The sequence below is a fragment of the Corynebacterium sp. HMSC056F09 genome (assembly GCF_001815785.1).
GTDB classification, from domain to species: Bacteria; Actinomycetota; Actinomycetes; order Mycobacteriales; family Mycobacteriaceae; genus Corynebacterium; species Corynebacterium hiratae.
Window position 1 is genome coordinate 95,988 of record NZ_KV821945.1, and the last position, 21,376, is coordinate 117,363.

A 21,376-nucleotide genomic window follows, 5' to 3' on the forward strand; every position below is an offset into this window, starting at 1 on the left:
TCGATAGAGTAGGGGCCATGACTGAGACAGTTGTCGTTAATGTTGCTTGGCCCTATGCCAACGGACCCCGCCACATCGGACACGTGGCGGGTTTCGGTGTTCCTTCCGACGTGTTCGCCCGTTTCCAGCGAATGCGTGGCAACGACGTCCTCATGGTTTCCGGTACTGACGAGCATGGCACCCCGTTGCTCGTGCAGGCGGATAAGGAAGGCGTGACGGTTCGTGAATTGGCGGATCGCTACAACCGCCAGATTGTCACCGACCTGGCTGGGCTCGGCCTGTCTTATGACCTCTTTACCCGCACCACCACTCGCAACCACTACGCGGTGGTGCAGGAGCTGTTCAAGGGGCTGTACGAGAACGGCTACATGATTAAGGAGACCACCCAGGGCGCCATTTCGCCGTCCACGGGCCGTACCTTGCCTGACCGCTATATCGAGGGAACCTGTCCGCTGTGTGGTGCCGATGGCGCGCGCGGTGACCAGTGCGATAATTGCGGCAACCAGCTCGATCCGGTAGATCTCATCAACCCGGTGTCCAAGATCAACGGTGAAACCCCGGAGTTCATCGATACCGAGCACTTCCTGCTGGACCTGCCTGCGGTCAAGGACGTCCTCGAAGAGTGGCTGAAGAGCCGCGAGGATTGGCGCCCGAACGTCCTCAAATTCTCCCTCAACTTGTTGGAGGATATGCGCCCGCGCACCATGACCCGTGACATCGACTGGGGCATTCCCATTCCGGTCGAAGGCTGGGAGGATAACGGCGCGAAGAAGCTCTACGTGTGGTTCGACGCGGTGATTGGTTACCTGTCTTCCTCCATCGAGTGGGCCCACCGCACCGGCAACCCGGAGGCTTGGAAGGACTACTGGCAGAACCCGCAGGCACGCCACTACTACTTCCAAGGCAAGGACAACATCACCTTTCACTCCCAGATCTGGCCAGCAGAGCTCTTGGGCTACGCGGGCAAGGGCTCCAAGGGCGGTGAGCTGCACACCTACGGTGAGCTCAACCTGCCCACGGAGATTGTGTCTTCGGAATACCTGACCATGTCCGGCTCCAAGTTCTCCTCCTCCAAGGGCGTCGTTATCTACGTCAAGGACTTCCTCGAGGAGTTCGGCCCAGACGCACTGCGCTACTTCATCGCCGTTGCCGGCCCAGAAAACAATGACACTGACTTCACCTGGGATGAGTTCGTGCGCCGTATCAACAACGAGCTTGCCAACGGCTGGGGCAACCTGGTCAACCGCACCGTGTCGATGGCCCACAAGAACTTCGGCGAGGTCCCGGCCCCGGCCGCGCTGGAGCAGGCAGACAAGGACATCCTGGCACTGGCGGAGGAGACCTTCACCACCGCCGCGAATTTCCTCGAGCAGTCCAAGTTCAAGCAGGCCATGACCGCCATCATGCACGTCGTCGGCGAGGCCAATGCCTATGTCGCGGCGATGGAGCCGTGGAAGCTGGCCAAGGATGAAACCCAGCGCGAGCGTCTGGCCACCGTGCTGTGGACCGCACTGCAGGTGGTCTCCGACTGCAACGTAATGTTGACCCCGTTCTTGCCCTTCACCGCACAGAAGGTGCACGAGACCCTGGGACGTGAGGGCGTCTGGGCCGCACAGCCGCGCATTGAAGACGTGGTGGATGATATGCCGGTCGAACTCGTTGGCGTAGACCTCCCGCCGGAGAATCACCCGTACCCGATCATCACCGGTGACTACGCGGCGCAGCAGGCTGCGTGGAAGCGTGTCGACATTACGCCGGGTACAACGCTGCAGAAGCCGAAGCCGCTGGTGGCTAAGCTCGACCCGGAGCTTGGTGAGACCGGCCCGGAGTGGGCCCCGGTTCAGAAGTAAAGGCGTGGGCTCGGCGTTTCGGCGCTCCCTGGCGCCCGTCCTACTCTTTGTTGTTGTCTGCCTGACCGCGCTGAACCTACGGACGGGCATCGCGTCGGTGGCGCCGGTGCTGGGGCAAATCCAAGATTTCTTTGAAATCAGCTCCGGCCAGGCGGGTTTGCTTACCGCACTTCCGGGGCTGTGCTTCGCGGCCATGGGTTTGGCCGCCGTGCCCATTGCTCGGCGGGGCGGGCTCAGCCGTACCTTGGCCGGCGGCACGCTGGCCCTAGTGGTGGGCCTGGCGCTGCGTCCGTGGGTGAGCAGCTTCCCGCTGTTTATTGCGTTGACCCTGGGCGTTGTCGGCGGCATCGCTCTAGCCAACGTTCTGCTTCCCGCGTGGATCAAGCAACATGGTTCGGGCCGCACGCTGGTGGCGTTGATGACCACCTACACCACGATGCTGGGCGTATCCAGCGCCCTTGGCCCGCTGTCCGCGGTGATGCAAAGCACGTGGCAAGGTGCGCTGTGGATCTGGTGCCTGCCCGCCATCGCGCAGCTGGTGGCATGGATAGTGGTCCTTCCACAGGCTGGCAAGGACGTTGCCCACGGCGCGGTCGACGGTGAGGGCGCGCCAAAGCCCATGTACACCTCGCCCACGGCGGTAGCCATGCTTTTCTTCTTTGGGCTGCAGTCCTCCATGGCCTATGTCCAGATGGGGTGGCTGCCGCGCATGCTGGTGGAGAAGGGGGTGAGTGAGAATACCGCCAGTGTGGCACTTGCCGTCATCGGTGTCTTTAACATCGCCGGCGGCGTGATCATGCCCTGGCTCATTTCTCGCTTGGACCGCCTCACACCCGTACCTATTGTGCTGGCGCTGTGCACCTGCGCTGGGTGGGGTGGGGTCCTTGTGGCTGCCGACGCCGCCCCGCTCGCCTGGGCCTGCCTGATGGGGATCGGCGGTATGTGCTTCCCGCTGGCGCTGGCGCTGCTCACCGCCCGCACTCGGAGTGCGCTGACGACCGCGCGCCTTTCTGGTTTCGTCCAGCCAGGCGGCTACATCTTGGCGGGGCTGTTGCCGCTTTTCGTGGGCGTTGTGCGCGGCGCTACCGGTAACTGGACGGCCGTGCTGATTGCGCTGATGGTGCTCAGCCTCTGCATGTTGGTGGCGGGTTTGCGCGCGACCAGGCGGGTCTACATTGACGACGAGCTCGCTGCCTAGCGGGGTCCTCCTTAGTTGCGGTAACTTTTGTATTGCAGCGTTAGTTAGAGTTAACGCCTCGCGTTATTGACGTGTCGCGTTATGGGGGGTATGGTGCATTTATGATTCAGTCGTTCGCGGATAGGGATACAGAGCGCTTATGGAATCGAGAGAGGGTGTCCTCGATAGATTCACGTATTCACTCGGTAGCTCTTCGCAAACTGAGGCAATTGGGCTATGTGCAGAGGCTAGATGAGCTTCGGATTCCTCCGGGGAATAGGCTCGAAGCGTTGAAGGGCGATCGGCGGGGTCAATATAGTATTCGTATCAATGACCAATGGCGGATCTGCTTCCGGTGGACCGCTTTAGGGCCAGAGGAGGTTGAGATCGTTGACTACCACTAACAAGCTCCCCCCAGTGCACCCAGGCGAAATCCTTATGGAGGATTTTCTTAAGGAAATGGGGATCACCCAGCACAAACTCGCTGTTTCGATAGGGGTCCCGCCTCGACGTATTAACGAAATCGTCCACGGAAAGCGGGCTATTACCGCCGATACGGCTCTTCGCCTTGCCAAGTACTTTGGAATGTCCCCACAGTTCTGGCTGGGGTTACAGACTCACTACGACTTGGATGTTGCGGAAGACAAAATTCTTGCCGAGCTGGACGATATTGTGCCGCTTCAGGCAGCGTCGGCTTAACGCGTTTGCCGTCTGTGACCGCGTAGCGCAGGGCGAGTTGCTCAAGCCGAAGTCGCCGTTGTTGCCAAAGTTTCTCGCCTCGCCGCGGTATCTGGCCAGATCTTTGGCAACAATGGCAGTGCCGTCACTGGGGGGTGGGGCGTAGGGTAGTGCCGTCACTGGGGTGGGGCGTAGGGTAGTGCCGTCACTGGGGTGGGGAGGCCATCCAGCCGCTTTAGGAGCGGTCGAAGTCGCGCTGCAAGTGGACCAAGCCGAGGCGCACGCCGTCCTTGGTGTGGATATTGGGCATGCGGCCGGTTTCCACGAAGCCAAACTTCTTGTGTAGAGCAATCGAGGACTCGTTGGTGTCCACGATGTAGGTAATCATCGTCTCCACGTAGTCATTTTCCTTCGCGTGGTCCATGAGCGTGTCCATGAGCTCGCTGCCCACGCCCTTGCCCCGTGCGGACTCCGCAATATAGATGGAATCCTCCGCCGTGCCGTAGTAGATAGCTGGGGTGACAAACTGGAAGTAGGCGGCCCAGCCAATGATTTCGTCATCGTTCACCGCCACATAGACGGGAAAACCTTCCTCCTCCATCTGTGCGAGCCACTTTTCGCGGTCCTCGACGGACTCCTGCCACGTGACTAGGTTGGTGGCCGGCTTCGCGGCGGAGGCGGCATTATAGATGGCGGCGATTGCGGGGGCGTCGGCAAGCTCTGCGGGACGTACGTGCATGATGTTCCTTAAACCATGAGTTGCAAGTGGGTGAGGTCTATCCAGCGCCCAGCTTTGCGGCTGACTTCTTTTAACGTTCCTACAGTGGCAAAGCCGAACTTCTCATGCAACTTGATGGATGCGACGTTGTCCGCCACGATGAGTGCCAGCAGCGTATGGACCTGCTCCGCCTCGCGGGCATGCTGAACGACTGCATCGAGCAAGCGCGTGCCTACCCCGCGGCCGTGGGCGGTGGGATCAACGTAGATCGTCGTCTCGTAGCAGCCCAGCCACACCTTAGGATCGCGGTAGGGGCGGTAGAGTGCCCAGCCCAAGTACGCGCCATCGTCATCGAAAGCCACGAAACAAGGACAGGCTTCGCGGCGCAGCTGGTGGAGATACTCGGTGCGCTCTTCCACTGTGGCGGGTTCGCTGCGAAAGATGAAGTGGGTCTCCCGGATGGCCCAGTTTAAGGTGGCGGTCATTGCGGGGACGTCGGCGTCCGTCGCTTCACGGATTATCATGCGCGCAAGACTACACTCGCAGCCATGTCTAAGAAGAAGCCACGCCCCATGCCCGTTCCCGCCGAAGGTTTGAGCCAGCTTATCGACGCCCACACGCACCTCGCCTCTTGCCGCGACGCTGACGCCGACCTCGTTGAGCGTGCCCGTGCCGCAGGTGTTGAGCGCATCGTCACCGTGGGCGATGGCCTAGCGGAGGCGGAGAAGGCTTTGGCCGCGGCGCAGGAATTCGACAACGTGTACGCGGCCTGCGCTATTCATCCCACCAAGGCGCATGAACTCGACGAGGCCGCCCGTGCGCGCCTGAGCGAAATGGCTGCGGACCCGCGCTGCGTGGCCATCGGGGAAACGGGTCTGGATACCTACTGGATTTATCATGAGCCGGAACGAACTGCGCCGCTTGACGTCCAGGAGGAAGCGCTTCACTGGCACGCCGAGTTGGCAGCGAAGGTGGGCAAGACGCTGATGATCCACAACCGCGAGGCCGATGAGGATCTCATGCGCGTGCTGGGGGAGTGCGCTGAGGCGCCGAAGGTCATGCTGCACTGTTTCTCCTCGCCACTTGATGTGGCCAAGGAGGCTCTGGAGCGTGGCTACGTTTTGTCCTTCGCCGGCAACGTGACGTTCAAGCGCAACGAGGAGATGCGCCAAGCCGCAGCGCTCGCGCCAGCCGGGCAGCTGCTCATTGAGACGGACGCGCCGTACATGACCCCGGAGCCCTTCCGTGGTGCGCGTAATGAACCTTCGTTGATTGGTCATACGTACCGCTGCGTGGCGCAGGCGCGCGGCCAAGAAGTGGAGGACTTGGCCGCAGAGGTGGCTGAAACCTTCGCCGAGGTCTTCGGAGTGTGATGATCTTCACTCAAAGCAAAGGTGCTGCTCAACGGTGGCGCGCGTGTTTGGTGTGACGAGTGTGTTGCCAGTGGTGGCGGCGTGTGAGAACGTCTCGATCGTTACGCTCTGTTACCGTATCGTTATCCAAAGTTAGTCCGGCCTTGATGTTGCCGGCTGGCGTGCATTCGCACGCCACGTCAGGTGCTGAGGAGAGTGCAAAGGCCTCTCTGGGCACGAAGCAACGCAGAGACGAGTAAAGGTTTATGTCCCCGAAGAAGCAGATCAAGCGAATCAACAACTCCCGCTCCCTGCCCCTGCGCATGGCCACCGGCGGTGTGCTCGGCACGTTGGCTGTGGGTGGTGTCGTTGCCGTCGGTTCTCAGAAGGACATCACGCTCGACATCAACGGTGAGACCACCCAGCTGGCTACCTTCGCCGGTGATGTTAACGCGGCCCTCGAGGCCGCAGGTGTGAGCGTTGGCGGGGAGGACGTTGTCTACCCGGCGCTGTCTGAGCAGGTCTCCGATGGTGACTCGATTACCGTTCGTACCGCCAAGCCGGTTGCGGTGACCATCGATGGCGTGGAGACGAAGATGTCCTCCACTGACCTCACTGTGTCTGACCTGCTGGGCGGCCTCGACGGCATCGCCCCAGGCGCTGCTATCACCTCCGGTTCCAAGACCGTCGAGGATGATGAGGTTCTGACTGAGGGCATGAACCTTGAGGTGGTATCCCCGAAGATCATTAAGCTTTCTGACGGTGGCTCTGTGTCCTACGCCAGCGTTGCGGCTAAGACCGTGGAGGACGTACTGGAAGCCCGCGGTATCACCGTGGGCAAGGATGACCGTGTGTCGCCGGACCTTGACGCTCCCGTCAAGGCCGGCACGGCCATCACCGTGGACCGCGTGGACATCTCGGAAGAGGAGAAGACGGAGGACTTCGACGCACCAGCTACCTACGTTGATGACCCGGAGCTGGAAGAAGGCACCGAGGAAGTCCGCGAGGAGGGAACCCCAGGTTCGCGCACCGTGACCCGCAAGATTGTGAAGGTCAACGGTACGGAAGAGTCCAACGACATCATCAAGGAAGATGTGCGCACCGAGGCCGTCGCCGCAGTGATCGCGCGCGGTACCAAGCCGAAGTCCACCGCACCGGCCGTTGCTGAGGGCTCCGTATGGGATGCCCTCGCCCAGTGTGAGGCGACCGGTAACTGGTCCATCAACACCGGTAACGGTTTCTCCGGCGGCCTGCAGTTCACCCCGTCGACCTGGGCTGCCTTTGGCGGCACCGAGTACGCCCCGCAGGCCTGGCAGGCCTCCCGCGAGCAGCAGATTGCGGTGGCCCAGAAGGTTCAGGCCGCGCAGGGCTGGGGCGCATGGCCCGCCTGCACCTCGAAGCTCGGCCTGCGCTAAAGCTTCAGCGCCCTGCGTATTAGTCTGGATGACATGACACAACCCCACCTGCTGGGCCCGGTGGAAATCCGCGAGCTCGCCGCTGAGCTCGACGTGACGCCGACAAAGAAGCTGGGCCAGAACTTTCTGCATGATCCCAACACCATCCGGCGCATCGTGGCTGCCGCGGACCTGCAACCGGAGGACCGCGTGGTGGAGGTCGGCCCTGGTTTGGGTTCGCTGACCTTGGGACTACTGGGCGAAGTCGAGCACGTGACGGCCGTGGAGATTGACCCGCGCCTGGCAGGCAAGCTCCGAGATACCGTGGCGGCGCGGGCAGCCAACTTTGCGGATCGCCTCACCGTGGTGGAGAAGGACGCGCTCACCGTTGCGGCAGGGGAGTTGGGGGAGCCGACCGCCTTGGTAGCCAACTTGCCCTACAACGTGGCGGTGCCGGTGCTGCTCCACCTGCTGGAGGTCTACCCATCCATTCGCCGCGTCCTGGTCATGGTGCAGCTGGAAGTAGCTGAGCGCCTCGCCGCCGCGCCAGGCAGCAAGGTCTATGGCATCCCCAGCGTGAAAGCATCCTTCTATGGACCGGTTCGCCAGGCCGGCACGATTGGCAAGAACGTGTTTTGGCCGGCACCCAAGATTGAGTCAGGGTTGGTGCGCATCGATTGCACCCGCCCCTTCGACGAGACACTACGGCCGCGGCTCTTTGCGCTGATCGACGCCGCCTTTGCCCAACGCCGCAAGACACTTCGCGCCGCCCTGGCAGGTTTCTATGGTTCCGCCGCAGCAGCCGAGGAAGCGCTGCGCGCGGCGGATATCGATCCGCGCCTGCGCGGTGAGAAGCTGGGCGTGGAGGACTTCGTCCGATTGGCGGAAGCCTCATGAGTAGGACAGGAGACGACTCCCCGCAGATCTGGCAGGCGCGCGCCCACGCCAAGGTCAACCTGCACCTGGGGGTGGGGGAGGCACGCGCGGATGGTTTCCATGAGCTGGCTACGGTCTTCCAGTCCCTCGACGTGCATGACCGCATTAGCTACCGCTGGGGCGAGGAAAGCAGCGTGGTGGTCACCGGCAACCACGCGAAGGGTGTGCCGGCGTCAACCGAGAATCTGGCGTGGCGCGCGGTAGAGCTGGTGGCTCACAACCTCATGTTGCCAGCTGCCGGCACGCTCACGATGGAAAAGAACATCCCCGCCGCCGGGGGCATGGCCGGTGGCTCCGCTGATGCCGCGGCCGCCTTGCTTTTGGCCAACCAAGCTTTGAGCACCGAATTCGGCCGTGAAGCCCTCAGCATGGAGAAGCTCTACGAACTCGCCGCGGAACTGGGCTCCGACGTGCCTTTTACCCTCATGGGCGGCACCGCCTTGGGGCGCGGGCGCGGCGAACTCTTGACCCCGATGCTCAAGCGCGGGCGCTATATCTGGGCAATCATCACCAATGCGGAGGGTTTGTCCACACCCACTGTCTTCCGCAAGCTGGATGAGCTGCGCGCTGCCGGCCGTGGAAGCACACCGCACTTGGACACGGAAGCCGTGGGCCAAGCCCTCGTCGGCGGCAACCCCCACGAGCTTGCCGCGGTGATGCACAATGACCTCCAGCCGGCAGCACTCTCTTTGCGTCCGGACTTACGCAAGATTCTCGACACCGGTGAGGCCGCCGGCGCCCTCAAGGGCATCGTTTCCGGGTCTGGGCCTACCTGTGCCTTCCTCTGCGAGGACGAGGAGACCGCACAGGAAGTGGTGGCCCAGGTCTGCGCCGATAACCGCGGAACCCGTGGCCTGGTGACCGCAGGCCCCGCAACCGGAGCAACGCTGGTCTAGCGCCAGCGCTGTAGGTAGCGGTCCTTAGAGGACGGCCATCTCCACGGGCTTGAAGTCGAGCTTGTAGCGCTGCGGCTCCTGGTCACCGAGGAGGTCAAGGACCACCAGTTCTTGCTTGTTCGCATCGGTGACGTAGGCATAGCCGTTTGCCGCCTTGAGGATCGGACCCGGCTGCTGCCACTCCTCGTTTTCCTTCCACGGGGAGATAGCGTCAATCTTCTTTGTTACCTCGCCGGAATCCGGGTCGATGACGTTGAGCTTGCCGTCGGTCGTGAGGACTAAGGCCTCGCCCAGGGGACCGCGGGCCAACGAGCGGAACCAATAGGATTCGCCCAGTTCAACCTTCTTGGCAGAGTAGTCCTCCGTATTGATGAGGGTCACTGAGGTGGGACGCTCGAAGTCGACATCCTTGTCGGTCTTGTTGTCTGCCAAGATGATGTTGGATTCCTCCGAACCCGCAGAATTGCCGGAGCGCTGGTATCCGTCCTTGCCCGCGTAAGCGGAGACGTCGATCTTGTGGAATTCGGTGCCGTCGAAGACGACGGGCCCATCCTCGCAGCCGAAGAAAAGGGAACCGTTGCCGGCGGCAGCTTCGCCGTGGACGCCAGGACACTCAGTGGTTTCCGCAAGGACCTTGCCGGACTTGTCGAGGTGCTGGATGGTGTGGCGCTCGTCTTCCGTGCCCTTCGTGGTGACCACGGAGCCGTCTTTCAGCGGGACGGCCACACCGTGGTGCGCAGCGCCTGTCTCGACGGTGTTGACGGGCTTGGCGTCTTCCTTGCCGATGTCCTCGGTCTTGTAAATCCGTGCCACACCATCGCCGTCGGAGAAGAGCGCGGTAAAGCCGTCGTGGTGAACCACGTGACCGGCGTGCGGTGCGTCGATGGCTGCGCTGAGAAGCTGCGGCTGCGCCGCGTAGTAGTGCTTGTGGTCGCCGTGGGGCTTGGTGATGCGCCCCGTGTCGAAGGTGAGGAAGCTATCGCCCTTGGTCACCATGATGTGGCGGTTATCGCCGGCATCGCTTAGACGGAGGAATGCTTTCAGATCTTCGCTTTCGATGACCTCACCGGTTTCGCCGTCGAGCGTGGTGAGGCCGTTTTTGTGGGAAAGAAGGATACGGTTTGGCAGCTCAGCTACCTCAGTCTCACCTTCCGCGGCTTCGAAGCCGTCATGGCTGTGCTCCCCATCATGGTCATCGTCGTGCTCGGCATGCGCGTGGGAGGCTTCAGCGCTGGAGGGCGACGTGGATTCCTCGCTGTCAGGGGAGGAGCAAGCGGACATGGTGAGGATCGTGGCGGAAAGTGCGGCGCACAGGGCGAGACGTTCTTTTTTCATAGTGCGCCAGAGTATTGGAAGTGAAAATCAATAGCAATAAAGGTAATGGTGCGGGGGTAACCGCGCCGAGGCACTAAGATGAACACTCGATATGGCGAACCTCATTAACCTTGAAAACGTAACCAAGTCCTTTGGGCTTAAGACCCTGCTGGACGGGGTCTCCCTCGGCGTGCAAACCGGTGATCGCATCGGCATCGTCGGCGTCAACGGCGGCGGCAAAACGACGCTGCTGGAAGTTCTCACCGGTATCGAATCCCCAGACTCGGGCCGCGTGTCCCACAACTCGGAATTGCGCATGGCGGTGGTGACCCAGCGCTTTGAATTAGAAGAATCGCTCACCATCGCCCAAGCCATCATTGAGCCGTTGGGCTTGGAGACTTTCGAGTGGGCATCCAACGCGAAGGTGCGCGATGTCCTCGGCGGCCTCGGCATTGTTGACCTAGGGCTAGACACCCCTGTGGGCTCGCTCTCCGGTGGTGAGCGCCGCCGCGTCAACCTGGCTGCCGCACTCGTTCAAGACCTCGACATCGTGGTGCTCGATGAGCCGACCAACCACCTCGACGTCGAAGGTGTGCAATGGCTGGCCAGCCACCTGCTTTCGCGCAAGCTAGCGGTCGTCGTCGTCACGCACGACCGCTGGTTCCTCGACACCGTGGCCACCACTACCTGGGAGGTGCACGACGGTGTCGTCGATGCCTACGAGGGTGGCTATAACGACTGGACCTTTGCCCGCGCCGAGCGCGCCCGCCAAGCCGATGCTATTGAGCAGCGCCGGCAGAACTTGGCCCGCAAGGAGCTGGCGTGGCTGCGTCGCGGAGCGCCGGCGCGTACCTCGAAGCCGCGCTATCGCATCGAGGCAGCCGAGGCACTCATCGCCGACGTCCCCGCACCGCGCGACAAGGTCGAGCTCATGGCCTTTTCCAAGCAGCGCCAGGGACGAGTCGTCATTGAGCTCGAGGACGCAAAGGTCACAACCCCGGACGGTCGCACGCTCGTGGATCACCTCACCTGGCGCTTGGCGCCGGGCGAGCGCATCGGCCTCGTTGGTGTTAACGGTTCGGGCAAGACCACGCTGCTGCGCGCCCTTGCTGGTGAAGTCGAGCTTGCCGCTGGCAAGCGCATCGAGGGCAAGACGGTGCGCCTGGGCTGGCTGCGCCAGGAGCTCGATGATCTGGATCCGGAGCGCCGGCTTCTCGACGCCGTCGAAGACGTCGCCACCTACGTTCACCTAGGCAAGAAGGAACTGTCCGCGTCCCAGCTCGCGGAGCGCCTGGGTTTTTCCGCCAAGCGCCAGCGCACGCCGGTCGGCGACCTCTCCGGCGGTGAGCGCCGCCGTCTGCAGCTGACCCGCGTGCTTATGGCGGAGCCAAACGTGCTGCTTCTCGACGAGCCCACGAACGACCTCGACATCGATACTCTCCAGGAGCTGGAGTCTCTTCTGGACTCGTGGCCGGGCACCTTGGTGGTCATCTCGCACGACCGCTACCTCATCGAGCGCATCGCGGATAACACCTATGCGCTGTTTGGGGATGGCAAGCTCACCAACCTGCCGGGCGGAATCGAGGAATACCTGCGCCGCCGTCAGGAGATGGAGGCCGCCACCGCCCGCGGCGTCCTTGATTTAGGAGAAGCCTCCAAGAACTCTGACGAGCAGAGCGCGGATGCCGCCCCGGCCAAGCGGTTGAGCTCCCAGGAAGAGCGCGAGCTGACCAAGAAGATGAATGCGCTGGAGCGCAAGATGGGCAAGCTCGACGATAAGACGGCGAAGCTGAACGAAAAGATGGCGGTGGCTGCAGAGAAGATGTCCTCCGGTGAGGGGGACAGCGGTGAGCTAGCGAAGCTCGACTCCGAGCTCAAGGCCATTGCCTCTGAGCGCGAAGAGCTAGAAATGGAATGGCTGGAGTTGGGGGAGAAGCTCGAGGGGTAGGCCCAGCCCTACCCGAAGAGAGCCGCGATGCCCAGCATCGCCGGCAGCGAGAGGAAGGTGGTGAGGAAGACCGTATCGCGCGCCACCGTTTCTCCCGACTGGTAGGTCGCGGCATAGTTGTAGACGTTCTGTGCGGTCGGAAGCGCGGCCAAGATCAGCGCTGTGTAGAGCTCGTTGCCGCTCAGCCCCAACGCCAAGCCGGCCGCCAGCGCAATCGCCGGCATAGCAATGAGCTTGAGAACCGTGGCGGTAATCGTCGGCAGGCGGTCAACGGCTAACAGCCCGTCGCCGGTGAGTGAGGCGCCAAAGCTCATCAGGATCATCGGGATGGAGGCACCACCAAGGATCTCGAGCGGAGCCATAATGACGTCGGGGACGTGCCAGCCTGCGGCGGACACGATGAAGCCGGCGATCGCCGCGATGACCACTGGGGCTGTCAACCCTGAGACCACGGAACTTAAAATCGAACGCAGGCTTGTTCCCTGGGCGTTGAGGCCGGCAATGATGAAGGGCGAGAGGACTGCCATTTGCAGCACGAGCGCTGGCACCACAAAGGTGGCATCACCGATGACATAGGTGGCGATGGGCAGCCCGATGTTGACCGAGTTGTAGTAACTGGCCGCGGCCGCGCCGGCCATGGTTTCCGCTCCGCTACGCCGGAAGAATAACGCGCTCAGCACCCAATACAAGGCCATCGTGGCGACCGAAGCTATCGCGATGACGGCGACAACCGGCGAGGCAAAGGCCGAGGTGTCAGAGGTGGCCACGCTGGAAAAGATCAGCGCTGGGGTCGCCGCCCAGAACGCCGTGCGATTGAACTGCAGGCGCGCCTCACCTTCGCCGATAACGCCGCGCCGAGCCATGATGAAGCCCACGCCGATAACCACAAAAATGATGGCGAAACCGGTTAAGACGTCCAGCAACAGTGATCACCTTTCGGATACTCGTTAAAAAATCCATACTAAAGCCAGCCTTGGCTATTCTTCCATGCCGGCATGCAGCCACCGGCAAGTGATAACAAAGTGGTATCGAAAATCCCACATGAGCGGGAAGTCTTTTTCCGCCGAAGCATTTTTGTGGCACGGTGGAAGGCATGAATTCTTTCCGTCGTGTTTCCCGCATGTCCGCCACCGCCGCCGTGGCAGCTACCCTCACCACTGCTCTGTCGGTGTCCGCTGCCCAGGCCGCCCCGGTTAACTCCTCTTCCGCACAGCTGCAGGACGTAAACCAGCTGTCTTCCCAGGCCGTTGAGCAGGTCAACTCTTTAGAGATCGAGCTGCCTGCGCAGGCCTATGACCTGGCGAAGCAGTTTAACGTCCAGTTGCCGGGCTTCATTAAGAAGCCGACCCCGGCCGTCGCCGGCGAACTCGTTGGTGCTACCCACGCCCACCTGCTCAAGCAGGGCCACCACGAGGATGCCAACGCCAAGAACATCGCGCAGGAGTGGGCAAACCAGGCAGCAGCTGGCAAGGTCACCTTCCACGACAATGCAGGCGATGGGCTGACCCACCTGGAGGAGGGCAGCGGCAACATTTACAAGCTCACCGAATCTGAGGCCAAGGAGCGCGTGGACTGGCTCAACCGCGACGTGCCCGTGACCAAGACGGATGGCACCGGCTTCGGCGTCGCCCAAGCTTTTGACGGAACCTACGTCTATGTGGCGGAGTACTTCTTCAACAAATAATCCTCCCGAGAGGCTCTTTTTAAGGCCCTGCTGGAATTGGGCTAGCTCAGTTCAGCCATTGGCGGGGCCTTCTGCACGTTTTCGTGGAGAAGGTTACAGTGGGGCCCATGATTTTGATCAACGTACAGTTCCACGTCAAGCCCGAGTATGCCGAGACCTTCCTCGACGAGATCGACTGGTACACCAAGGCCTGCCAGGCTGAGCCCGGCTGTATCGATTTCAAGTGGTTCCGCGATCCGGAAGACAAGCAGCGCTTCCTGCTCCTCGAGTCCTACAAGGACGGCACCGACGTTGACCACGTCAACACCGAGCACTTCAAGCGCTCCTGCGAGGAGCTCCCGAAGTACCTGGTGGAGACGCCGGACATCATCAACACTCACATCGATGGAAAGACCAATTGGGATAAGATGGCTGAATTCTCCGTATAGGAGAGTGAGCAGCTTGGCTTCCAGTAAGAAGGAAGCACACAAGTAACGGCGAAGCGAGAACGGCCGGGGAGGCACATCCCCGGCCGTTTTCTATGTGCTCAGACCTAGAGGCGAATCACGTCAACTGCCCGAGTTGCCAAAACATGTGCTCCCGCCGCAGGATCTGGCCAGAACTTTGTCAACTTTGGCAGTGCTGCTGGGACAATGCTGCTAGCGCACTGCCCTGATTGGAGAGCAGCTGACTCGAGAGCGGCCGAAGGCTAGAGCGAGCAGGCCGTGGTGCTGGACTTGTCCCCGTTGGCGTACTGCTCGAGGGCGTCGGAAAGCGCCTGCACATACAGCGCTGCGCCCTCGGCCTGTGGGTGCACGCCGTCGTCGTAGAGCAACGCCGGGTTCTCTTGGGCCATGCCGCACCAGTCGGCCACGTAGACGTTGTCGTGCTCCTTTGCGGCCTCGATAATCTCTGCGCGCGCCTGACCCATCCAGTCGCGCTCGCCGTAGGGCACGACGAGGATAACCGTGCGATCGGAACCGAGGATGGTGAGGAGCTCGTCCATCTCGCCGTCCGCAGCCGGCCCGTTCGTTCCCAGCCCCACAAAGACGGTGGAACGTAGCTGTTCAGAGTCCTTCAGCTGTCGAATCGCAGGAATCGCCTCCCCATACTGGCGGGAAACCGCCGCATCGATGAGGATTCCGGGGAAGCGCTCGTTGAGGGCTTCGGAAGCAGCAAGCATGACCGAATCACCCACCGCGTTGATCTCCGTGCCCGCAGGTAGCGCCCGCTTCTCCTTCGGCTTCGTGGTTTCTGTCGGCGTTGCTGGGGCCGATGCGGCGGTCTGCTCATTGGCCTGCGACATGCGCTCCAATTCTCGCTCGAGCTCGGTCTGGTCCTGTGACGTGACCAGCCCATAGGCCACGCCCAGCGCCGAGAGGATCACCATGGCGGGCACGGCAGGCCACATGGCCTTGCCGAAACCGTCTTTCATCTCGGCCACCGTGGGGCGCGAAGCCCAATAGGTGCGCCACGTGGCGACATATCCGGCGCGGCGGAAGGGGTTTTCCACGAACTGATACGTCACCTCAGCCAACAGGCAGGACACGGGAAGCGCGAGTAGTCCCAGCAGCCACGCCGGGGCATCAGACAGCTCGCGGAGGATCATCACCACCGGCCAATGCCACAGGTACAGCGAGAAGGAACGCTGGCCCAGCCACCGCATCACCCGGGTGCGGAAGAGCCATGTGAGCGGTCCGGTCTCACGCACCACGCCCCAGATCATTGCCGCGCCGAGGAGGCTGGTGAGGACCAGGCCGCCGCGGTAGGTGAACTCAAGGTCCGCGCCCATCCACACCAGCTGCGCCAGGTATCCGATTAAGGCAAAGGACCCGATGGTGCCGGCGATAACGCCTGTGCTTGTCGACGCCCACGAATCCGCCTTTGCCTCCTTCGACGTCGAGGTGAGTAGAAGGGATAAAAGCGCACCGATGAGGAGGCCGAAGGCATGGGTATCGGTGCCGTAATAAACACGTGTGGGGTCTTCGCCCGGAGTGAACAGCAGCGCCATCGCGGCAGCGGAGGCGGCGGCGAGGACAAGAGAAAGCGCGATGGGCAGGCGCTTGGGCTGGCGCCGCGACAGAGCAAAAGCTCCAAACATCAGTAGGGGCCACAGGAGGTAGAATTGCTCCTCAACCGCTAGGGACCAGTAGTGGGCAAAGACTTGCACCTCATTGGGTGCAAAGTAGGTCTGGCTGGTGGCGATCTGGGTCCAGTTGTTGACGAAGAAGAAGGTCCCCAAGAATTGTTCCCGGATCCCCACGGCGAGGTCCCCGCCAATCATGGCGACGAGGGCCGTGCACAGGCATAAGACGACGAGCGCAGCCGGAAGGATACGCCGGAAGCGCCGGACCCAGAAGTCGGTGAGGCTGATGCGCCCGCTCACGGCGAATTCGCGCACGAGCAGCGAGGTAATGAGGAAGCCGGAGAGGACAAAGAACATATCCACGCCGAGGTATCCGCCGGGGAGCAGATCCCCGAAGAAGTGGTAGAGCACGACCGCCAAGACCGCGAGACCGCGCAGCCCATCCAAGCCCGGTACCGGGCGCAGGCGCGCGCGACGCTGGCGCGTGACGGTGGCAGATTCCTTTGGCACCGCTGGAGTGTCAGCGCCCTTCGTGTTGTCCTGTCGCGCGGCTTGGCGCTGTTCCCGGGAGGGGCGTGGTGTTTTGAGCTGCTTGCTCGTCGGTGTGCCGACGGGCTGCGAGCGCCGCGCCAAGGCGCGCGATATCTCATTCTCAGGCCGTGGTTCGGGGGAACTCTCGGCGGGTGTGGGCTGAGCTGGGGGCTGCGAAGCGGCCTTGGCGATCCGCTCGACAGGCTGAGCCGGACGGGGCTGTTCGTCGCACTGCGGCCGGGTAGATTGAATACGCTGTGGCCGCGTAGCGCGCGGGAGCGGGCGGCGGCGCGGCGAGGGGGTTTCCTCGGCGGCCTCGCGGGCTTTGTGCAGCTTGGCCTTGCGCACAGCGGATGCCTTGGGGAGGGACCCCGGGTCCAGCTCAAGGGAGGTGTCCGTGGCCCGACGAGGGACACGGGGCCCAGGGGATCGCAGGAACTTCTTCACTGAACACTCCACACGTAAGGGATCGGGGGTCTAGGGAACCGGGGTAATCCTACTCGGGTGGTGGCAGAGAATCGGGAAGGTTTCCTGGGAGCGTGTTAGGTGCGCAGAAGCTGGCGCAGCACCGTGCTCACACCATTGTCGGTATTGGCAGGCGCGATAATATCCGCTATTTCCTTCAGCTTCGGATGCGCGTTGTCCATGGCGATAGCCGTCCCAGCGGCACGCAGCATTTCGAGGTCATTGAGGTAGTCACCGAAGGCCACGGTGGCGGTGATTGGAACGTTGGCAAGTTCAGCGAGCTTGAGCAAGGCTGCGCCTTTATCCACGCCGCGGGCCATGACATCGAGCCAGACCTTGCCCGATACCGCCACGTTGTCCTCCGGTACGGCGCGACGAATCGGCTCGTAGAGGTGAGCCTCGGAACCGGATTCGCAGAAGATGGCGATCTTGATGATGTCGCTATTGGGGACGTCGTCCAAGTCGTCGACCCACGTGACCGCCTTGTAATACTTGGAAATCTCCGCGCGTGCTGCCTGCGTGACATCCCGCGCCACGTAGGCGGTCTCCGGAGAACATAGAACGACGGTGTGCGCCTCGCTGATGGCGGCTGCGGCCTCGCGCGCTGCGCGCACGGTTTCTTCCTGCAGCGGGAAGGTGGCGATGATCTCGCTGCTGCGCAAAATCACCGAGCCGTTCTCGGCAATGAATGTGCCACCCTTTGGGAACATGTCTTGTAGGGTGGCCAGCTGGCGTCCCGAGGCCGGAACCAGCTCGCAGCCGCGGGCAGTGGCGAGCTCCTCAAGCTCTGAAAAGTCTGCGGGCAGCTGACCGTGGGCATCGAGGAGGGTGCCGTCCATGTCAAGAGCAACAAGCTGTGGGAGCAAGAAATTCACACCAATCTGAAGGTTGGGTTTAGAAGCAGGGGTCGATGTTAAAACCAGCCTCAAAAACAGGTGGCTGAAACATGTGTGATATGGAACACTGGTGCGCATGACTACGACTGATCCAGTACTCGTTTCCGTCCGCAACCATACCGGAGTCCTCGAACTCAATCGGCCGAAGGCCCTGAACTCGTTGACCCCGGACATGATCGATATCATCCGCCGCTCCCTCGAAACGTGGGCGCAGGACGATGAGATTGAGCAGGTCCTGATTTACTCCAATAGCCCTAAGGCATTTTGCGCGGGCGGCGATGTGCGCCACGCGCGGGAGGGAATCGCGGAAGGCAAGCTGGAGGAGGTCGATGCCTTCTTCGCCAGCGAGTACCTCACTAACGGTGATATCGCAGAGTTCCCGAAGCCCTATATCGCCGTCATCGACGGTGTTGTCATGGGCGGTGGATTGGGCATTTCTCTGCACGGCTCGCACCGCGTGGTGACGGAAAAGGCCTTCGCCTCGATGCCGGAGATGAACATCGGCTATGTCACCGACGTCGGTGTGGCCTATGCGGCCCAGCGCATGGTGGGCACCCGCGGTATCGCCTCACCGGGCTTGGCCAAGTTCTGGGGTCTTAGTGGATACCGCATGTATGCCGCAGACATGTTGTGGACTGGCGTGGCAACCCACGTTGTCAAGGATGCACACGAGCTGATTGAGGCCGCCATTGAGCGCGGTATTGATGCCGCGCTGGAGGACCTCGCCCTGCCCGCACCCGAAGAGCCCGCCCCGCTGGAGCAGGTGGCCAAGGACCTGGAGGAGACGTTTGCCCTGCCAACGTGGGAGGAAATCTCCGCGGAGCTGGACAAGCGCCCGCTCATTGCCGGTGAGGTCCGCCGCCTTATGGCAGGGGCGTGCCCAGCTGCCATTATCGCGGCTAACGAGCTTTATGAGGCAGAGGCCGGTGTCGACGACATTCGCGAGGCCCTCCTTTTGGAACTCAAGCTGGGCATGCACATGTACCGCCGTCCCGACTTTTCTGAGGGCGTGCGCGCGGTACTAGTGGACAAGACCCAGGACGCAGCGTTTAACCCGGCCACCACAGAGGAGGTTGACGTCGAGGAGTTCCGCGCCGTGCTGAACTCCTAACGCTCCCAGCCGCTCACGCACTCAGCGCTGTCCGAGCACTTATAGGGGGCGCGCCCGGTGGTAGGCAGCGCGCGCCCGCTGCTCGTCCACGCCTGCCGGCACCGCAACGTTGAGGGTGGCTTGCGTGGCCGCCGGAGTCGGTGCGGGGAGGTGGAACGCGGGGGCATCGGACAGCGCGAGGCCTTGGCGGCCGTCGGGAAGCTGCACTGGCAGCAAGGTCCACAGGCCCAGAACTGGCATGGCCAGCTGTGGCAAGCGTGCAGAGCGTGCCTCAGTGATGGACACGCGGGCCCGAATCAACTCGGGGATAGCCTGGTCATATCCGAAGCGGCGCAGGTTCGCCGCTGCTTGGGCGGACATGGAGCTGGACAGCTCATCTGCCCAGGCCCAGGTGAAGGCGTTCGTGGAGGCGTCGATCGTCGCGATGAGGTGCGCGGGCACCGTGAGCGAGCCGTAATCGGAGTTCACCACGGTCCGCGACGTAACAGGATCAAGGTCCGCCCACAGGTTGGGGAAGCGGGCCTCCAAGAAGAAGTTGTGCTCGGTGGCGAGGAAGTGGGCGTCGGCCAACACCTCGCGCGCGCTGAGCCCAACGCGGCCCGGGGCCTGGGGGAGACCTACGATCCGGGAGCCGTGGAAAAGCGCGAGATTTTCCGCGTGGCTCTGCAGAATGCCCAGGTAGGAGGACAACTCGGCGGTGGCTAGGCGCTCGTCGACCCCACCGGCGACGTCCCCTGAGTGCTCAATTCCGGCCAGGATGCTCACCCGAGGATCCGGGTTAATCTCCGCGAAATCGACGGCGACCAATGCTTCGCCATCGCCCTGTGGGACGCGGACAACAGGCCGGTCGCCCACCAGCCGTCGTGCCAAGCCGCGCAGCAGGGCAGAGTCAGGTTGTGGCCCGTGGAATTCCGGCTGCGGTGCGTGCTCTGCCATGCCGGTGGCCCAGCGAAGCTCCCCGTTGTGGATGGTGGCAAGACGCAGTCCATCGAAATCATAGACCCCGGAATCAGTGCTAAAACGCACGACGGCGCGCTGATCCAGGTCTGGCTGCCCTTCCTCCGAGGCTGCTGATACGGAATCGGTGGGAATGAAATTCACCTCGACGTCGCGAACGACGCCTAGGCGTGAGGCAAACGTGGCGTCGATGCCGGCTTGGATAAAGGCGCCAGCGGAGTACAGGTTCTGGGCTGAATCCATGGGTCTCCTTGACTAGTTTGTATTCCTGCGGAAGGGGTGCTCGATGGCCTCCTCGTAGGCCTGAAGGAGGGCTTGGGTGGATTCTACCCAGGAATGTTTTTCAGCTTCGCGGCGGGCGGCCTGTCCCATCTGCGCCCGGCGGGAGGAATCACGCAGGAGGCCGAGAGCGGCGCTGGCCCACGCGGTGTCGTCAGCGTCGGGCTCGATGAGATGTCCTGTGACGCCTTCTTCGATAACGAAGGGGATGCCGCCGGCATTCGTGCCGATGACCGGAACCCCAGAGGCGAAGGACTCGAGAGCCACGAGTCCCAAGGTCTCTGTGGCGGAGGGGAAGAGGAAGACATCCCCCACGGCGAAGGCGGCGGCGAGCTCCTCGCCGGAGAGGTAGCCCGTGAATACGGTGTGCGCAGGATCGAAGTTGGACTTGAGCTCCTCCAAGGCGGGGCCATCGCCGACGATGGCCAGGCGGGCGTCGCTAAGCTGTGCCCTCACCAGTTCCATCACGTGATCGAGGCGTTCCAAGTCCTTCTCCTTGGAGACGCGGCCGATATAGGTCACCAACGGGGAATCCGGGTTACCGTCGGTCAGGCGCTCGCGCATCTGTTCCGTGGCGCGACTGGGGTGATAGGTCTGCGTATCAACAGCCTTGGGCCACAGCTGCACGTTGCGGATCCCCATCATCCGAGCCTTATCCACCATGGGGCCGGAGGTGCACAGGTTCACCGCAGCCTGGTTGTGCAGATACTTCAGCGCGGCTTCGGTCAGCGGCCTAGTCCACCCAATCCCCAGCGCTTCAACGTACTCGGGGACATTGGTGTGGAAGCTGGCTACCAGCGGTACGGCATCGCGCTGCGCGGCAAAGACGCCGAGGGCCGCGGTCCAAATGGGATTGACCGCGTGGATGACATCGGGATCGAAATCCCGGATTTCCTTGAAGAATTTCCACGAGGGCAAACCGAATTTAATCTCCGGGTAGACCCACAGCGACAAACTGGGGATGCGGGTGACCTCGAAGCCGGCATAGGTGTCAGGGGCCTTGCCTGTGGCAAAAATCCGCACCTCATGGCCCATCGCGGCCAGCTGGTCCAGCGTGCGCGTCAGGCGGGTGACCACGCCGTCGATCTTGGGCAGGAAGACCTCGGTAACGATAGCGATGCGCAC

Annotated in this window: 20 protein-coding genes; 12 read left to right on the forward strand and 8 right to left on the reverse strand. The window is 62.3% G+C overall.

Annotated features, from left to right (window positions below):
• The first annotated feature begins 17 nt into the window (after positions 1 to 17).
• From metG to HMPREF3056_RS08600, 4 genes are all read left to right on the forward strand, one after another.
• The gene (gene metG, locus HMPREF3056_RS08585; protein WP_070701584.1) at positions 18 to 1,850 is read left to right on the forward strand and encodes a methionine--tRNA ligase; all 1,833 of its coding nucleotides are present in this window, start codon (positions 18 to 20) and stop codon (positions 1,848 to 1,850) included.
• A 4-nt stretch (positions 1,851 to 1,854) separates the two neighbouring features.
• Entirely contained in the window at positions 1,855 to 3,048 is a 1,194-nt protein-coding gene (locus HMPREF3056_RS08590) for an MFS transporter (RefSeq protein WP_070754564.1), read from the forward strand.
• 101 nt (positions 3,049 to 3,149) lie between these two features.
• Entirely contained in the window at positions 3,150 to 3,431 is a 282-nt protein-coding gene (locus tag HMPREF3056_RS08595; protein WP_046646946.1) for a type II toxin-antitoxin system RelE/ParE family toxin, read from the forward strand.
• A 34-nt stretch (positions 3,432 to 3,465) separates the two neighbouring features.
• Positions 3,466 to 3,726 carry a HigA family addiction module antitoxin gene (locus tag HMPREF3056_RS08600; protein ID WP_070754565.1) on the forward strand — a complete coding sequence of 87 codons (261 nt, stop codon included), beginning with the start codon at positions 3,466 to 3,468 and terminating at the stop codon, positions 3,724 to 3,726.
• A gap of 214 nt (positions 3,727 to 3,940) precedes the next feature.
• Here the strand turns inward: HMPREF3056_RS08600 and HMPREF3056_RS08605 are convergent, their stop codons facing one another.
• Both HMPREF3056_RS08605 and HMPREF3056_RS08610 read right to left on the reverse strand, forming a co-directional pair.
• The gene (locus HMPREF3056_RS08605; RefSeq protein ID WP_070701588.1) at positions 3,941 to 4,444 is read right to left on the reverse strand and encodes a GNAT family N-acetyltransferase; all 504 of its coding nucleotides are present in this window, start codon (positions 4,442 to 4,444) and stop codon (positions 3,941 to 3,943) included.
• Between the two features lie 8 nt (positions 4,445 to 4,452).
• Positions 4,453 to 4,947, reverse strand: coding sequence for a GNAT family N-acetyltransferase (locus HMPREF3056_RS08610; protein WP_080975046.1), 495 nt, complete (start codon positions 4,945 to 4,947; stop codon positions 4,453 to 4,455).
• Between the two features lie 24 nt (positions 4,948 to 4,971).
• Between HMPREF3056_RS08610 and HMPREF3056_RS08615 the strand changes: the two genes are divergently transcribed.
• The 4 genes from HMPREF3056_RS08615 to HMPREF3056_RS08630 all read left to right on the forward strand — a co-directional run bounded on the left by HMPREF3056_RS08615 (position 4,972) and on the right by HMPREF3056_RS08630 (position 9,001).
• Positions 4,972 to 5,796 carry a TatD family hydrolase gene (locus tag HMPREF3056_RS08615; RefSeq protein WP_046646942.1) on the forward strand — a complete coding sequence of 275 codons (825 nt, stop codon included), beginning with the start codon at positions 4,972 to 4,974 and terminating at the stop codon, positions 5,794 to 5,796.
• Between the two features lie 245 nt (positions 5,797 to 6,041).
• Positions 6,042 to 7,190 carry a resuscitation-promoting factor gene (locus tag HMPREF3056_RS08620; protein WP_049154227.1) on the forward strand — a complete coding sequence of 383 codons (1,149 nt, stop codon included), beginning with the start codon at positions 6,042 to 6,044 and terminating at the stop codon, positions 7,188 to 7,190.
• 33 nt (positions 7,191 to 7,223) lie between these two features.
• A complete protein-coding gene (rsmA, locus tag HMPREF3056_RS08625; RefSeq protein ID WP_070754566.1) occupies positions 7,224 to 8,066 on the forward strand; it encodes a 16S rRNA (adenine(1518)-N(6)/adenine(1519)-N(6))-dimethyltransferase RsmA in 843 nt (280 codons plus the stop codon).
• A complete protein-coding gene (locus HMPREF3056_RS08630; RefSeq protein ID WP_070701594.1) occupies positions 8,063 to 9,001 on the forward strand; it encodes a 4-(cytidine 5'-diphospho)-2-C-methyl-D-erythritol kinase in 939 nt (312 codons plus the stop codon). Before rsmA ends, HMPREF3056_RS08630 begins: the two co-directional genes overlap by 4 nt.
• Positions 9,002 to 9,025: 24 nt before the next feature.
• Here HMPREF3056_RS08630 and HMPREF3056_RS08635 read toward each other — a convergent pair whose 3' ends face one another.
• A complete protein-coding gene (locus HMPREF3056_RS08635; protein WP_070510391.1) occupies positions 9,026 to 10,336 on the reverse strand; it encodes an NHL repeat-containing protein in 1,311 nt (436 codons plus the stop codon).
• 91 nt (positions 10,337 to 10,427) lie between these two features.
• On the opposite strand from HMPREF3056_RS08635, the gene HMPREF3056_RS08640 reads away from it, so the two are divergent.
• Positions 10,428 to 12,263, forward strand: coding sequence for an ABC-F family ATP-binding cassette domain-containing protein (locus HMPREF3056_RS08640; protein ID WP_070510389.1), 1,836 nt, complete (start codon positions 10,428 to 10,430; stop codon positions 12,261 to 12,263).
• Between the two features lie 8 nt (positions 12,264 to 12,271).
• On the opposite strand, the gene HMPREF3056_RS08645 is transcribed toward HMPREF3056_RS08640, so the two are convergent.
• Entirely contained in the window at positions 12,272 to 13,186 is a 915-nt protein-coding gene (locus HMPREF3056_RS08645; RefSeq protein WP_046646938.1) for an AEC family transporter, read from the reverse strand.
• Positions 13,187 to 13,356: 170 nt separating this feature from the next.
• Between HMPREF3056_RS08645 and HMPREF3056_RS08650 the strand changes: the two genes are divergently transcribed.
• Both HMPREF3056_RS08650 and HMPREF3056_RS08655 read left to right on the forward strand, forming a co-directional pair.
• On the forward strand, positions 13,357 to 13,947 hold the full coding sequence (locus HMPREF3056_RS08650) for a hypothetical protein (RefSeq protein WP_070510387.1): 591 nt from the start codon (positions 13,357 to 13,359) through the stop codon (positions 13,945 to 13,947).
• Positions 13,948 to 14,054: 107 nt separating this feature from the next.
• On the forward strand, positions 14,055 to 14,375 hold the full coding sequence (locus HMPREF3056_RS08655) for a putative quinol monooxygenase (RefSeq protein WP_070510385.1): 321 nt from the start codon (positions 14,055 to 14,057) through the stop codon (positions 14,373 to 14,375).
• 260 nt (positions 14,376 to 14,635) lie between these two features.
• On the opposite strand, the gene HMPREF3056_RS08660 is transcribed toward HMPREF3056_RS08655, so the two are convergent.
• Positions 14,636 to 16,891 carry an acyltransferase family protein gene (locus HMPREF3056_RS08660; protein ID WP_083317801.1) on the reverse strand — a complete coding sequence of 752 codons (2,256 nt, stop codon included), beginning with the start codon at positions 16,889 to 16,891 and terminating at the stop codon, positions 14,636 to 14,638.
• 194 nt (positions 16,892 to 17,085) lie between these two features.
• The gene (locus HMPREF3056_RS08665; RefSeq protein WP_246819158.1) at positions 17,086 to 17,883 is read right to left on the reverse strand and encodes an HAD-IIB family hydrolase; all 798 of its coding nucleotides are present in this window, start codon (positions 17,881 to 17,883) and stop codon (positions 17,086 to 17,088) included.
• Positions 17,884 to 17,980: 97 nt separating this feature from the next.
• Here HMPREF3056_RS08665 and HMPREF3056_RS08670 point away from each other — a divergent pair, with 97 nt between their 5' ends.
• Complete coding sequence (locus tag HMPREF3056_RS08670; RefSeq protein WP_070510383.1) at positions 17,981 to 19,015, forward strand: enoyl-CoA hydratase/isomerase family protein; 1,035 nt, start codon at positions 17,981 to 17,983, stop codon at positions 19,013 to 19,015.
• 39 nt (positions 19,016 to 19,054) lie between these two features.
• Here HMPREF3056_RS08670 and HMPREF3056_RS08675 read toward each other — a convergent pair whose 3' ends face one another.
• Together HMPREF3056_RS08675 and HMPREF3056_RS08680 are read right to left on the reverse strand one after the other, a co-directional pair.
• On the reverse strand, positions 19,055 to 20,215 hold the full coding sequence (locus tag HMPREF3056_RS08675; protein ID WP_070681872.1) for a DUF6882 domain-containing protein: 1,161 nt from the start codon (positions 20,213 to 20,215) through the stop codon (positions 19,055 to 19,057).
• 12 nt (positions 20,216 to 20,227) lie between these two features.
• Positions 20,228 to 21,376 carry a glycosyltransferase family 4 protein gene (locus HMPREF3056_RS08680; protein ID WP_070546183.1) on the reverse strand — a complete coding sequence of 383 codons (1,149 nt, stop codon included), beginning with the start codon at positions 21,374 to 21,376 and terminating at the stop codon, positions 20,228 to 20,230.

Excerpts from the sequence above, each read along its gene's own strand:
- HMPREF3056_RS08635 (WP_070510391.1), bottom strand. The coding sequence starts at position 10,336 with ATGAAAAAAGAACGTCTCGCCCTGTGCGCCGCACTTTCCGCCACGATC.
- HMPREF3056_RS08630 (WP_070701594.1), top strand. The coding sequence starts at position 8,063 with ATGAGTAGGACAGGAGACGACTCCCCGCAGATCTGGCAGGCGCGCGCC.
- HMPREF3056_RS08675 (WP_070681872.1), bottom strand. The coding sequence starts at position 20,215 with ATGGATTCAGCCCAGAACCTGTACTCCGCTGGCGCCTTTATCCAAGCC.
- HMPREF3056_RS08600 (WP_070754565.1), top strand. The coding sequence starts at position 3,466 with ATGGAGGATTTTCTTAAGGAAATGGGGATCACCCAGCACAAACTCGCT.
- HMPREF3056_RS08670 (WP_070510383.1), top strand. The coding sequence starts at position 17,981 with ATGACTACGACTGATCCAGTACTCGTTTCCGTCCGCAACCATACCGGA.
- metG (WP_070701584.1), top strand. The coding sequence starts at position 18 with ATGACTGAGACAGTTGTCGTTAATGTTGCTTGGCCCTATGCCAACGGA.
- HMPREF3056_RS08615 (WP_046646942.1), top strand. The coding sequence starts at position 4,972 with ATGTCTAAGAAGAAGCCACGCCCCATGCCCGTTCCCGCCGAAGGTTTG.
- HMPREF3056_RS08620 (WP_049154227.1), top strand. The coding sequence starts at position 6,042 with ATGTCCCCGAAGAAGCAGATCAAGCGAATCAACAACTCCCGCTCCCTG.
- rsmA (WP_070754566.1), top strand. The coding sequence starts at position 7,224 with ATGACACAACCCCACCTGCTGGGCCCGGTGGAAATCCGCGAGCTCGCC.
- HMPREF3056_RS08605 (WP_070701588.1), bottom strand. The coding sequence starts at position 4,444 with ATGCACGTACGTCCCGCAGAGCTTGCCGACGCCCCCGCAATCGCCGCC.
- HMPREF3056_RS08595 (WP_046646946.1), top strand. The coding sequence starts at position 3,150 with ATGATTCAGTCGTTCGCGGATAGGGATACAGAGCGCTTATGGAATCGA.
- HMPREF3056_RS08650 (WP_070510387.1), top strand. The coding sequence starts at position 13,357 with ATGAATTCTTTCCGTCGTGTTTCCCGCATGTCCGCCACCGCCGCCGTG.
- HMPREF3056_RS08640 (WP_070510389.1), top strand. The coding sequence starts at position 10,428 with ATGGCGAACCTCATTAACCTTGAAAACGTAACCAAGTCCTTTGGGCTT.
- HMPREF3056_RS08655 (WP_070510385.1), top strand. The coding sequence starts at position 14,055 with ATGATTTTGATCAACGTACAGTTCCACGTCAAGCCCGAGTATGCCGAG.
- HMPREF3056_RS08610 (WP_080975046.1), bottom strand. The coding sequence starts at position 4,947 with ATGATAATCCGTGAAGCGACGGACGCCGACGTCCCCGCAATGACCGCC.